This is a genomic window from Mesorhizobium sp. WSM4887, assembly GCF_029625865.1.
Taxonomy (GTDB): Bacteria; Pseudomonadota; Alphaproteobacteria; order Rhizobiales; family Rhizobiaceae; genus Mesorhizobium.
The window spans coordinates 1,275,749-1,288,443 of sequence record NZ_JARTVP010000001.1 but is presented as its reverse complement, the minus strand read 5'-3'; the positions used below and the strand labels follow the sequence as shown (position 1 = coordinate 1,288,443).

Sequence of the window (12,695 nt, the reverse complement as noted above, 5' to 3'; positions counted from 1 at the left end):
CTCAAGCTGGCCGCCACATCTGCAGGATCGAGGCGGCCAGCAGCAGGGCGAGCACGATGTTGAGAGCGCGCCACTGGCGCTCAGTCTTGAGCAGGCGCGCAAGCAGGGTTCCTGCCACGCACCACAACGACAGCGACAAAGCCGCGGCAAGGCCGAACACGGCGCCGAGAAGCAGCGCGAGTTGCAGCGGACCATCCGCCAGGGCCGCGAAGGACGCCGCGGCGCCCAGCCCCATCGCCCAGCCTTTCGGGTTCATCCACTGGATGCCGGCGCCGCCGAAGAAGCTGTTCGGCCTAGCCATGCTCACGTCGAGCTTGGGCGGGCCGCTGCGGCCGATCCTGATCGCCAGCCAGATCAGATAGAGCGAGCCGGCGATCTTCATCGCAAGCTGGAGCGAGGGGACGGCGGCGATCAGCCCGGCCAGGCCGGCAGCACCCGCCGCCGCTACCGACGCCAGTCCCGCGGCGCTGCCGGCCATCAGCGGCACCGATCGGCGAAAGCCGAACTGCGCCCCGGATGCCGTCGACAGCGTCGTGGCGATGCCGGGCGTCGAGGTCGAGATCAACGCGAACAGGACAAGGGGGATGATGGTTTCGGACATGCGGGCTTCCCAGTCGAGAAACCGGCATGCTTATGCGCTTCGCGGCATCAGTAAATGCAATGTTTGATATAGTTTACATTAGAGAATATAATGCCTGCCATGATCCGCGACCTCGACACGACCCTCATCCGCACCTTCGTCATGACGGCCGACAAGGCCAGCATGACGGCGGCCGCCAATGCGCTTCATCTGACGCAGGGTGCCGTCAGCCAGCAGATCAAGCGGCTGGAGGAGATCCTTGGCCGGACGTTGTTCGAGCGCGACCGCCGCGGCCTGAAGCTGACACGCTCCGGCGAGCGGCTGCTCGACAAGGCCAGGCGCCTGCTGCAGCTCAATGACGAGATCCTGGCGGAGATAAGCGGCAAGGCGGTCGCCGGCGGGGTGCGGATCGGCATGCCTTATGATCTCGTCGGCACGCTGCTCGCGCCGGTGCTGAAAGCCTATGCCGAAGCCTATCCGCAGGTGGAGATTTCGCTGGTCTGCGCTTCCTCGCCCGAGCTCGCGGCGGCGCTGGCGGCAGGGACGATCGACCTTGCCGTCATCGAGGAGCGGGCCGGTCCGACGGCCGGCGAGTGCCTGGTGGTCGACCGGCTGGTCTGGGTCGGTGCCAGAGGCGGCTCGGCGCGCCTGAAGCGGCCTTTGCCGGTCTCCATGGTCGCGGATAGCTGCGCCTTCCGTCCCGCGGTGCTGGCGGCGCTCGGCACGCACGGGCTCGATTGGCGCACCGTGTTCGAGAACGGCAACATCGACGCAACGATGGCAACGGTACGGTCGGACCTTGCGGTGACCACCTGGCTCGCCTCGACGGTTCCGGCCGACCTCGACATCCTGTCCGACGCCGACTTACCGGCGCTGCCGAATTTTTCCGTCAACCTGCACCTGCCGAAGCATGCAGTGACGCGGACGGCAGAGGCATTCGCCACTCATATCCGCGAGGGTCTGGCGCGGCATCGCCGGGCAGCGTGAGCGACACTTTTCGTTCCTCGCCCCCGCTTTGGGGGCGAGGAACCTTGGCGCTACTTCCAGTTCTTGCGCCGTTCGAGCTCGGCTTCGGAAGGCTGCTCTGTCGCAAAAGATCCGGTCTTGACGCCGCCGCCACGTTCATAGGTCGCCATGATGACACCCGTGCTGGTGGTTTGCGACTTGATGAGCTTGAAGGCGGCGGGCATCGCGTCATCGCCGAACAGGCGCTTTCCCTTGCCCAGCAACAGCGGAAAGATCATCAACCGGATCTCGTCGATCAGCCCATTGGCGAGCAGGGTCTGGATCAGATTGCCCGAACCCTGGATGAGCAGATCGGGTCCGTCTTCCTGCTTGAGCTGCCTGAGCCTGGCAACGACGTCTGGTCCAAGCGGCTGCGTGTTCTGCCAGGTCAGGCTATCCGGCCGATGCGTCGCGACATATTTGGTCGCCGGGTTGAAGGCATCTGCGATCGGATCTTTCTGATACGGCCAATACGCGGCGAAGATGTCATAGGTTCTGCGGCCGAGCAGCAGGGCGAAGGGCTTGGAGAACAATTCGTCCATTGCCTCGCCCGCCACCTCGTCAAAGTAATGGAAGGTCCAGCCGCCGAATTGAAAGCCGCCGACCGGGTCCTCTTCCGGGCCGCCTGGCGCCTGCATGACGCCGTCGAGGCTGACGAATGTGGCGGCGATGATCTTGCGCATCTGTCTTCTCCCTTTTCGTGATCCGCGCCGTCGCGGCCGGATTTCGTCCTAAGGACGGGCGACAAGCCTGCGTTCCGACACAGGCTTCCGCAGATTTCTATCGTTCGCTGTCGGCGCGCATGGCGCGGGACGAGAACCAGACATCGCCGAACACGGCGGTGGCGGTTCGATCGGGCGCCTTGTCTTCGGTCAGCCAGATCGAGCGCGTACGGCTGGCGCGTTCGCGGGTTGGCACTCTTGCCTCCGGGCCGGCGAGGGAGGCGCCGACGCAAGGGATGAACCAGGAACCCATGAAGGGCCGGCAGGCGAACCCCGCCTGCATGCGGGTGACCAGCACGGCGAGGCCGATACGCTGCGCCGGCCGCCAGGGGAAGATCAGCCGGCCGCCGGGCCTGAGCGCCCTCAGCCACGCAGGGGGCGGGGCAATGACGGCAGCATTGACATAGATGATGTCGGAGGGCGGTAGCGGGCCGGCGACAGCGTCGCCGGCAACGACCTCGACATTGCCATAGGCCGCGAGGTTCACCTTGGCTTGCGCGGCGAGATCCGCTTCGATCTCGAAGGCGGTGACGCTGCCACTGGGCTCGACCAGCCTTGCCAGCAGCGCGGTATAGTAGCCGGTACCGGCGCCGATATGGGTGACGGCTTCGCCGGGTTTCGGTTCGACCTTGCCGATCCACATGGCGTGCAGAACCGGTTCGCCGTTGTTGATGCCCTTGTCGGCATCGAGCACCACCAGCACGTTCTGGTAGATGTAGCTTGGATCGGCAGTCGGGGTTTTGAACGCTCCGTCGCCGGCAAAGACTGTCCAAGGTCCAGGGCCGAGAAAGGCCTCGCGCGGCACGGAGGCGAACGCCTCCTCGATGCGGGGATCGGCGGAGCGCGCATGCGCGGCCATCAGTTTGGCGTAGAATTTTCGGGCGTCGTCCGAAACGGTCATGCTTTCAGAAGATAGCGCGGCCGGCCGGGATGTCGCGGCTCGAACTCAGCCGGCAAAAGTGTCGAAGAGCAGCTTGAAGTTGAGCACCAGGATGATCGCCGCGACTACCCAGGCGAGTGCGGCGACGCCGCGCGAGATGGCGAAACTGCCCATCTTCTTCTTATCCGAGACGAACTGCACCAGCGGCACAACGGCGAAGGGCAACTGCATCGACAGGATGACCTGGCTGAAGACCAGGAGCTGGGCCGTGCCCTTTTCGCCGTAGAGCGCGGTGACGATCACGACGGGGACGATGGCAAGGCCGCGCGTCAGCAGGCGGCGCGCCCATTGCGGAATGCGCAGACGCAGGAAGCCTTCCATCACGATCTGGCCGGCGAGCGTGGCAGTGACCGTCGAGTTGAGCCCGGAGGCGAGCAGCGCGACCGCGAACAGGATCGAGGCGATGCTCAAGCCCAACAGCGGCGACAGCAATGCGAAAGCCTGACCGATCTCGGCGACATCCTGGTGCCCGGTGCCGTGGAAGGCCACGGCCGCGACGATCAGGATGGACGCGTTGACGAACAGCGCCAGGATCAGCGCGATGGTCGAGTCCGTGGTCGCCCATTTGATGGCGTCGCGCTTGCCGGCATCGGTGCGGTCATAGGCGCGGGTCTGCACGATCGAGGAGTGCAGGTAGAGATTGTGCGGCATCACGGTGGCGCCGATGATGCCGATGGCGATGTAGAGCATCGTCGGGTTGGTGACGATCTGGGACGACGGCACGAACATCGAATGCAGGATTGTGCCGGCGGGCGGGGCGGCGACGAAGATCTGGATGGCGAAGCAGCCAAAGATGATGATCAGGAGCGCGACGACGAACGCCTCGAGATAACGGAAGCCCCTGTTCATGAGCAGCAGCACAAGGAAGGCGTCCAGCGCGGTGAGGACGGCGCCGCCGATCAGCGGGATGCCGAACAGGAGCTGCAGCGCAATCGCCGTGCCGATCACCTCGGCGAGGTCGCAGGCGATGATCGCCAGTTCGCAGGCGATCCAGAGCAGGAAATTTACCGGACGCGGATAATAGGCGCGGCAGGCCTGCGCGAGGTCGCGGCCGGTGGCGATGCCGAGGCGGGCGGCCAGCGCCTGCAACAGGATCGCCATCAGGTTCGACAGCATGATGATGAAAAGCAGCGTGTAGCCGAACTGGGCGCCGCCGGCGAGGTCTGTCGCCCAGTTGCCCGGGTCCATATAGCCGACCGAGACCATATAGCCGGGACCCATGAAGGCGAACAGGCGGCGGAACCAGAGACCGGTGTCGGGCACCCTGATCGAGGCATTGACCTCGCGCAGACTGGGCTGCTCAGTCTCATCGGAGCGGGCAAATTGCCACGAGGGACGGGACACTGCTTCTGACATCGGGGGGTCCGCTGGAAGGGTATCGAGGATCGCCACTATGTATGCTAAGGCTGAACATTATGCAACAGGCTATACTTCATTGTTCAAGCTCTTGTGATGCAAGCCGACAGGCGCCGCGTGCAGCAGCAAACGCCGGGTTGCGCCGACCCGGGAATGCAAATAAACGGCCAGAGCACTACGGTCCGTGCTATGAGTGCGGAGCCGATTCAGCCATGAAGGAGCGCGTATTGGCGCTGAGGAACAGACCAGTTCGACGCGAAAAGCCGCTTCCTGATGCCGAAATCCATTCGGAAGGGTTCAGGCAGACCCGCGAAGCGCGCCGCAGCGCGCTTGTCGAGGACTATGTCGAGCTGATCGCCGATCTGATCGAGGACGGAAACGAGGCCCGTCAGGTCGATATCGCGGCCAGGCTTGGCGTCGCGCAACCCACCGTGGCAAAAATGCTGACACGGCTCTGCGCCGATGGGCTGGTGTCCAGGAAACCCTATCGCGGGGTGTTTCTCACGGACGCCGGTCGCAAGGTGGCGCAGGAGAGCCGCATCCGTCACGAGACTGTCGAAGCCTTCCTGCGCTCGCTCGGTGTCAGCGCCGAGACGGCACGGATCGATGCCGAGGGCATCGAGCACCATGTCAGCGCCGAGACGCTGGATGCATTTCGCAGGGCGATGACGACACGCTGAGCCCCGCCAGCGTTAAACTTCCCGACCGACGAGTCGCTGGAACCGCCGAACGGTACGCACGTTGCTCCTGACGTTGCGCGCTGATCGCGTGGAAGGGAGGAAGCGACGGGCGTTGAACAGGCACGGACCACGAAGGGCTAGCAAGCGGCCAACGGGTTGAGACAGGCGGCGGCTCGTGACGAGCGCAAAGACCGAGGCCGAAACCGGTCGAAACAAAAGCTCTGAATTCTCCTCCCATCTGGAGCCGGACGCGCGGTCTTTTGGTCAGCAAAAATGCTGTGACTCGGCGTGACCGTTGCGATAATTGTCTGAAGGGGGCGGTCTTAGGCCGGACCTTCCAGAACATCTGCATTGCGAGGAAGTTGCCATGCTTTGGAGAGGCCGCCGTCAGAGCGACAATATCGAGGACGAGCGCAGCGACAGCGGCGGCGGGTTCGGCGGTGGCGGTCCGCGGCAGTTCCGCGTTCCGATCGGGGGGCGAGCGGGCGGCGGCGGCAGCATCATCTTCGTCATTCTGGTGGTTCTCGCCGGATGGTATTTCGGCTTCGATCCATCGCAGATCCTGGGTGAAGGTGGTGGCCTTGTGCCGGGCGGCGGCGGCCAGATTACCGAAGACAGCAGTTCGCCGGACAGCGGCGCGCCCGCCTCGGACGAGATGAAACAGTTCGTGGCGACCGTGCTCGCCGAGACCGAGGACACATGGAGCGGTATCTTCAAGGCCAATGGCCTCACCTACGAGGACCCGAAACTGGTGCTGTTCAGCAGCCAGATCCGGTCGGCTTGCGGCTTTGCCTCTTCGGCGGCGGGACCGTTCTATTGCCCGGGCGATCACAAGGTCTATCTCGACATGACCTTCTTCCAGCAGCTCGACCAGCAGTTCGGCGCCTCGGGTGAATTCGCCCGCGCCTACGTGATCGCGCATGAGGTCGGCCATCACGTGCAGAACCTCACCGGCATCATGTCGAAATTCAACCAGATGCGGCAGGGCATGGGCGAGGCCGAGGCCAATCAGATGTCGGTCCGGGTCGAGCTTCAGGCAGACTGCTTCGCCGGTGTCTGGGCGCACTATACCGCGCAGAAGGGCATTCTGGAGCAGGGCGACATGGAAAGCGCGCTGAATGCCGCCAAGCAGATCGGCGACGACACGCTGCAGAAAAAAATGCAGGGCTATGTGGTTCCGGAAAGCTTCAACCACGGCACGTCGGCGCAGCGGCAGACCTGGCTGGCGCGCGGCTACAAGAGCGGCAAGCTTTCGGACTGCGATACATTCAACAATCCGGTCTGAACAGCGACGCAGGGCTGCGGCACCGCGGCGGGCTGCCGGGAACTGATGTCAGGATGAGGCAGTTGCGGTCGTTCGCTTATTGTTCCGGCCGGCTGGCTCGCCTATAAGAGCCTCCCGTGCAAGGCGGCCGAGGAGCTTGTCACCATGATCGACCCCAAGACCGCCAAGCGGGGCCTTGCGCTCGTTTTCACGACGCTGCTGCTCGACGTCATCGGCTTCGGCATCATCATGCCGGTGCTGCCGGCCTATCTTCAGGAGCTGACCGGCGCCGGCGTAAGCGAGGCGGCTATCGAGGGCGGCTGGCTGTTCTTCGTCTATGCGGCGATGCAGTTCTTCTTCGCGCCTGTCATCGGCGGCTTAAGCGACCGTTTCGGGCGGCGGCCGATCCTGCTTGCCTCGGTGCTCACCTTCTCCATCGATAATCTGATCTGCGCCATCGCCTGGTCCTATCCGATGCTGTTCATCGGACGCGTGCTCGCCGGCATTTCGGGCGCCAGCTATTCGACGACGTCGGCCTTCATCGCCGACATCTCGAACGACGAGAACAGGGCCAAGAATTTCGGCCTGCTCGGCATTGCCTTCGGCGTCGGCTTCGTCATCGGTCCGGTGCTCGGCGGACTGCTCGGCACATTCGGGCCGCGCGTGCCGTTCTATTTCGCAGCCGGGCTCGCCTTCGTGAACTTCCTCATCGCGATGTTCTTGCTGCCGGAGACGCTGGACGAGCAGCATCGTCGCCGCTTCGAATGGAAACGTGCCAATCCGGTTGGCACGCTGATCCAGATGCGCAACTATCCCGGCATAGGCTGGATCGGGCTGGTCTTCTTCCTGATGACGCTCGGCCACATGATGTATCCGGCGGTCTGGTCCTTCGTTTCAAGCTACCGTTATGGCTGGAATGAGCAGCAGATCGGCTTCTCGCTCGGCGCCTTCGGTCTATGCGGCGCGATCGTCATGGCGACGGTGCTGCCGCGTGTCATCCCGAAGCTCGGCGAGTGGAGGACCGCGGCGATCGGCCTGACCTTCACCGCGCTCAGCGCCTTTGGCTACGCGTTTGCGACGCAGGGCTGGATGATCTACGCGGTGATCGTCGCCGGCTGCCTGGAAGCGCTCGCCGACCCGCCATTGAGGAGCCTTGCGGCCGCCAAGGTGCCGCCTTCGGCGCAAGGCGAATTGCAGGGCGCGATGACCTCGATCTTCTCGATCACCTCGATCATCACGCCGCTGCTTTATACGGCGATCTTTTCCTGGTTCACCGGCCCAAGCGCGCCGGTTGAGTTCGGCGGCGCGCCCTATGTACTCGGCGCGGTTTTCCTGACATTGGCGGTGATCGTCTTCGTGACGAAGGTCGCCAAGCCGACACCGAAGGAGGTCGAGCGCATGCACGCGCAGGAAGCGGTGACCGACGCGGCTTAAGGCGTGTTGATATTCAGGTGGTGCTGGCCTGTAAATGACTGTTTCCTGCGCTTCCAGTGCGCACGACCCAAAAGTACGGTCCGCTCCGGTTCTCGGACCCCGCCCAGTGTGGTCGCCTCGCGCCCGTCTTCGACCGCGGCTCCGCCTGACCCCGAATCGCCTTGGACTGGGCGCTTTGAGCTAGGCGCGCTCGGCCAGCGCCGGCTCGCCGCGCCGCTCGCGAATGAGATTGACGAAGCGGCGGAAGAGATAGTGCGAATCCTGCGGCCCGGGCGAGGCCTCGGGATGGTGCTGGACCGAGAACACCGGCCGGCCGGTCAGCGCGATGCCGCAATTCGAGCCGTCGAACAGCGAGACGTGGGTTTCCTCGACGCCTTCGGGCAGCGAGTCGGCGTCGACGGCGAAGCCATGGTTCATCGAGACGATCTCGACCTTGCCGGTTGTGTGGTCCTTCACCGGATGGTTGGCGCCGTGATGGCCCTGATGCATCTTCTCGGTCTTGCCGCCGAGCGCCAGCGCCAGCATCTGGTGGCCGAGGCAGATGCCGAACACCGGGAGATCGCTTTTCAGCAGGTCCTGGATGACCGGCACGGCATATTTGCCCGTCGCTTCCGGGTCGCCGGGACCGTTGGACAGGAAGATGCCGTCCGGCTGCATGGCCAGGATCTCTTCCGCGCCGGTTTTTGCCGGCACGACGGTGACCTTGGCGCCGAGGCCCGCAAGCAGGCGCAGTATGTTTCGCTTGACGCCATAATCGATGGCCACGACATGCAGCGACGACTCGTCCTGCTCGCCGAAGCCTTTGTTCCAGGCCCAGGGCGTCTCGCGCCAGACCGAGGATTGGCCCGAGGTGACCTCCTTGGCGAGGTCCAGCCCGATAAGGCCCGACCAGGCGGCGGCGCGCCGCTTCAGGTCGTCGAGGTCGAAAACGCCATCCGGTGCATGGGCGATCACGGCGTTGGGCATGCCTTTCTCGCGGATCAGCACGGTGAGAGCGCGAGTGTCGATCCCCGAGAGCGCGATGATGCCGCGCCTCTTCAACCATTGGTCGAGATGCCCGGCCGCCCGGTAGTTGGAGGGGTCGGTGACATTGGCCTTGAAGATCGCGCCGACGGCACCCGCGCGGGCAGCTGGATGCAAATCCTCGATATCCTCGCTGTTGGTGCCGACATTGCCGATATGCGGGAAGGTGAAGGTGACGATCTGGCCGGCATAGGAGGGGTCGGTAAGGATCTCTTCGTAGCCGGTCAGGGCGGTGTTGAAGCAGACTTCGGCGACCGCCGATCCGGTGGCGCCGAGGCCGCGGCCTTCGATCACCGTGCCGTCGGCGAGCACGAGAAGGGCGGTCGGCTTTTCGGTGGCCCAGGGGGCGGTCGTGGCCATGGCGGCACTCCTAGAGGCTGTTCCGGATCATCCCGTTGGAGGGACGACCCGCGCAGCAAACGAGGCGCGGCGGCGAATTCGCGAGCCTGCGCGCAACCAAAGTTTCAGTTCATGCGAGGCTCAGTACATAGGGGATGGCGGCAAAGCGGTCAATGACGCTTCCTCCGAGCGGAATGGATTTATTTCGCCGAGCAAAATCAACGGTTTGCCTGGATTTGCCTTGAGCGTCCGGCGAAGCTATTGTCCGCCGCGATCGAAGGAGAAGCATCATGCGCGAGAAAATCGCCGAATCCATGAAGAGCGCGATGAAGGCGCAGGACAAGCATCGGCTGCCGACGCTCAGGCTGATCCAGGCCGCCATCCACGACCGCGACATCGCCAATCGCGGCGCGGGCAAGCCGGCGGCGAGCGAGGAAGAGATCCTGCAGATCCTCTCCAAGATGGTGAAGCAGCGCGAGGAATCGGCCAAAGCCTTCGAGGACGGCAGGCGGCCGGAACTGGCGGCGCAGGAGCGCGGCGAGATGGAGATCATCCGCGAGTTCCTGCCGGCACAGCTCGACGATGTGGCGATCACGGCGGCGGCGCGCGAGGCGATCGCGGCGACGGGTGCCGCCAGCCAGAAGGACATGGGCAAGGTGATCGGCGCCCTGAAGCAGAAATATGCCGGCCAGATGGATTTCGCCAAGGCGAGCGCCATCATCAAGGGGCTGCTCCAGTAGAAGACCGGCTCAGTTCTTGCAGATCGGCACCGGCTGCGGCGGCGGCGCCGGATGGTCCTTCTTGTACTGCGCGATGATCGGCTCGAGGGTCTTCTTCGGCCAGAACTTCGGAGAGCCGATTTCCTTCAGGCAGGATGCGTTCCAATAGACGCCCGCAGCCGACAGCGCTTGGCCGGCGGCCTTGGCGCGCGCCACAGCGGCGATGTCGCGCGATTCAGGATAGATGTAGAGCGTGGTCGGGTTGTTCTTCACCAACGGGATGATCTGCTCGGCATCGGCCGGCGACCAGCTGGTGCAGCCATTGCTGCGGCCGCCGGCATAATTCACCAGCCTGCCGAACGGGACGAAGCCGTCATGGTCGGCGTAGGAGCTGTTCGGATCTTTGCGCAGGCACATGCCCCTGAGCAAGGCTGCCGGATGGCCGCCGATCACGCGCTGCCTGGCGTTGGCCGCTTCGCCTTCGCCATCGAACTGGATGAAGGTACGCATGAACACCGCGTTCTGCGCACCGACGCGATAATAGCCCTTGAAGGACGTCTTGGTCTCGGCGGTCATGTAGGCTCCGCCTGCCGTCAGCTCCGAATCCATCGCGTTGCCGAAGTTTTTCGCGCAACGCCTGCCATTGGAGAAATCGGCAACGCCTTTGAGATTGCGGCCGCCGCCATGGCCCGAAGAAACCGCTCGAAAGAGCTGCTTGGCCTCGCAGATGATATAGTAGCGTTGACCAAGCACACTGTTGCCCAGGTCGCCGGGCCGCGTTGCATCCATGGCGAAGTAGCAGGGGTTGCTGACCGAACCTTCACTGACCTTCTTCTGGTAGAGGGCGCGCGCCCGCTCCAGCACGACCTGCGAGATCTGACCTTCGTTGTCGCCGACATGGCGCTGCAGCCAGTCCGGAATGTTCGATGGGCGCAACGCCGCGAACGAGCCGACCGATGCCGTCAGAGCGGCGAGGACGAAGAGGACGGCGGCACCAAGCGGAACAGATATCAACCGCACCGGATTAATCCCCCCTCGAACTGGTATCGCTTGTGGTGAATCACCTGCGCCAATCATAAGAGCATAGCGCCGATGGGCGAAACACTTCTTGTCTAGTGCGCTCTGCCGAAGCTGGCGCATCTGCGATTTTCGACAGGCAAGAAGTTGGCTACTATCTGATTCCGGCGCGCCCACGCCTCCTCCCTCCGTTGGGAAAGCATTGTTCATGCAGGGCATTCGATCGCTAAACCGACTGTTCGAGCATCGGCATAAGGAGGGATTGCGAAGACTGCTCGCAATAGGAGGTTTTTCGATGCGGCTTTCCGCACCCGTCTATCATCTGAAGCGCCAGGCGAGGTTGCTGTCGCGCAAGGAAAATGTTCCCCTTCATGAGGCGCTTGACCGCATGGCCTTCAAGGAAGGCTTTGGCAGCTGGAGCCTGCTTGCGGCGAAAGCCGCCGAGGCCGCACCCGCCGGGAGGCTGCTGGCGCAACTGATACCCGGCGACATGGTCCTCGTGGCGGCCCGGCCGGGTCAGGGCAAGTCGCTGATGAGCCTCGAACTCGCCGTGGCGGCCATGAAGCAGGGCAGTCGCGCCGTATTCTTCACCCTGGAATACATGCATGCCGACATCCTCGACCGGTTCCGCGACATCGGCGTGGACCCTGCCGTTTTCGACCATCTGTTCGAGTTCGACAATTCCGACGCCATCAGCGCCACCTACATCGTCGAGGCGTTGGGGTCGGCGCCGCGCGGCACGCTGGCGGTGATCGACTATCTGCAACTGCTCGACCAGAAGCGCGAGGATCCCGAGCTCATGGTCCAGATACGCGCCTTGAGATCGTTTGCCCGGGAACGCTGGCTGGTGCTGGTCTTCATCTCTCAGGTCGACCGGTCATACGATGCGTCCAGGAAGCCGTTTCCCGACCTTGACGATGTCCGGCTGCCGAACCCACTCGATTTATCGCTCTTCGACAAGATGTGCTTCCTCAACAAGGGCGAAATCCGCTTTCAGTCAGCTTGAGGGCGATCCTGACCGGGGCTATGCCTCCGATCTCGCAAAGGACACGGCTTCATGGTCGAAATCGTCAAACCGGCGCTCGAGCATCTGCCATCCTACAAGGCGGCGCTGGAGCGCGGCTGGTCGCCGGACAATGTGCGGCTGCTGGAGGCTACGCGCGAGCAGCTTGAGGCCATTGAAGAAGATCCGGTGGCATTTCTCGCCGACCTGGACGACCCCGAGGCGAAAGGGCCGCCGATCGCGCTGCCGGACGGCACAATGGTGCCACGCCTGCCGGGCTTCCGGCGCTGGATCTGGGACGGCGAGGCCGCCGGCTCGATCGGGCTTCGCTGGCAGAAGGGCACGTCGGCGCTGCCGCCGCACGTGCTCGGCCACATCGGCTATGCCGTGATGCCATGGAAGAAGGGGCGCGGCTATGCCACCGAAGCGCTGCGGCTGATGCTTCACGAGGCAAGGACGGTCGGTCTCGACTATGTCGAGATCACCACCGATCTCGACAATCTTGCATCCCAGAAGGTGGTGCTCGCCAATGGCGGCATTCTCGTCGGGCGGTTCGCCAAAGTCGCCGCCTATGGTGGCGCGGAGAGCCTCAAGTACCGGATCGACCTTTAGG

The 12,695-nt window shown here is 63.9% G+C and carries 13 protein-coding genes; 7 read left to right on the top strand and 6 right to left on the bottom strand.

Annotation, left to right across the window (positions count from 1 at the left end; translation table 11 throughout):
• Window position 1: 1 nt before the first annotated feature.
• Complete coding sequence (locus tag P9230_RS06140) at window positions 2–601, bottom strand: LysE family translocator (protein WP_127215861.1); 600 nt, start codon at window positions 599–601, stop codon at window positions 2–4.
• A gap of 99 nt (window positions 602–700) precedes the next feature.
• Between P9230_RS06140 and P9230_RS06135 the strand changes: the two genes are divergently transcribed.
• The gene (locus P9230_RS06135) at window positions 701–1,567 is read left to right on the top strand and encodes a LysR substrate-binding domain-containing protein (protein ID WP_278118347.1); all 867 of its coding nucleotides are present in this window, start codon (window positions 701–703) and stop codon (window positions 1,565–1,567) included.
• A 50-nt stretch (window positions 1,568–1,617) separates the two neighbouring features.
• Here the strand turns inward: P9230_RS06135 and P9230_RS06130 are convergent, their stop codons facing one another.
• The 3 genes from P9230_RS06130 to P9230_RS06120 all read right to left on the bottom strand — a co-directional run bounded on the left by P9230_RS06130 (window position 1,618) and on the right by P9230_RS06120 (window position 4,603).
• Window positions 1,618–2,268 carry a dihydrofolate reductase family protein gene (locus P9230_RS06130; protein WP_127215860.1) on the bottom strand — a complete coding sequence of 217 codons (651 nt, stop codon included), beginning with the start codon at window positions 2,266–2,268 and terminating at the stop codon, window positions 1,618–1,620.
• 97 nt (window positions 2,269–2,365) lie between these two features.
• Window positions 2,366–3,208, bottom strand: coding sequence for a protein-L-isoaspartate O-methyltransferase (locus P9230_RS06125; RefSeq protein ID WP_127215859.1), 843 nt, complete (start codon window positions 3,206–3,208; stop codon window positions 2,366–2,368).
• 45 nt (window positions 3,209–3,253) lie between these two features.
• Window positions 3,254–4,603 (bottom strand): Nramp family divalent metal transporter, encoded by a 1,350-nt coding sequence (locus tag P9230_RS06120; protein WP_278117910.1) that lies wholly within the window; start codon window positions 4,601–4,603, stop codon window positions 3,254–3,256.
• 227 nt (window positions 4,604–4,830) lie between these two features.
• Here P9230_RS06120 and mntR point away from each other — a divergent pair, with 227 nt between their 5' ends.
• The 3 genes from mntR to P9230_RS06105 all read left to right on the top strand — a co-directional run bounded on the left by mntR (window position 4,831) and on the right by P9230_RS06105 (window position 7,981).
• Window positions 4,831–5,283 (top strand): manganese-binding transcriptional regulator MntR, encoded by a 453-nt coding sequence (mntR, locus tag P9230_RS06115; protein ID WP_066994948.1) that lies wholly within the window; start codon window positions 4,831–4,833, stop codon window positions 5,281–5,283.
• Between the two features lie 367 nt (window positions 5,284–5,650).
• The gene (locus P9230_RS06110; RefSeq protein WP_067326758.1) at window positions 5,651–6,568 is read left to right on the top strand and encodes a neutral zinc metallopeptidase; all 918 of its coding nucleotides are present in this window, start codon (window positions 5,651–5,653) and stop codon (window positions 6,566–6,568) included.
• Window positions 6,569–6,712: 144 nt separating this feature from the next.
• Complete coding sequence (locus tag P9230_RS06105; protein ID WP_095801616.1) at window positions 6,713–7,981, top strand: TCR/Tet family MFS transporter; 1,269 nt, start codon at window positions 6,713–6,715, stop codon at window positions 7,979–7,981.
• A gap of 180 nt (window positions 7,982–8,161) precedes the next feature.
• On the opposite strand, the gene carA is transcribed toward P9230_RS06105, so the two are convergent.
• A complete protein-coding gene (gene carA, locus P9230_RS06100) occupies window positions 8,162–9,364 on the bottom strand; it encodes a glutamine-hydrolyzing carbamoyl-phosphate synthase small subunit (protein ID WP_278117908.1) in 1,203 nt (400 codons plus the stop codon).
• A 269-nt stretch (window positions 9,365–9,633) separates the two neighbouring features.
• Between carA and P9230_RS06095 the strand changes: the two genes are divergently transcribed.
• Window positions 9,634–10,083, top strand: coding sequence for a GatB/YqeY domain-containing protein (locus P9230_RS06095; protein WP_067326768.1), 450 nt, complete (start codon window positions 9,634–9,636; stop codon window positions 10,081–10,083).
• A gap of 9 nt (window positions 10,084–10,092) precedes the next feature.
• Here the strand turns inward: P9230_RS06095 and P9230_RS06090 are convergent, their stop codons facing one another.
• Window positions 10,093–11,082, bottom strand: coding sequence for a hypothetical protein (locus P9230_RS06090; protein ID WP_127245932.1), 990 nt, complete (start codon window positions 11,080–11,082; stop codon window positions 10,093–10,095).
• Window positions 11,083–11,374: 292 nt separating this feature from the next.
• Between P9230_RS06090 and P9230_RS06085 the strand changes: the two genes are divergently transcribed.
• Entirely contained in the window at window positions 11,375–12,085 is a 711-nt protein-coding gene (locus P9230_RS06085) for a DNA helicase (protein ID WP_278117904.1), read from the top strand.
• Between the two features lie 51 nt (window positions 12,086–12,136).
• Entirely contained in the window at window positions 12,137–12,694 is a 558-nt protein-coding gene (locus tag P9230_RS06080; protein WP_278117902.1) for a GNAT family N-acetyltransferase, read from the top strand.
• Window position 12,695: the final 1 nt, after the last annotated feature.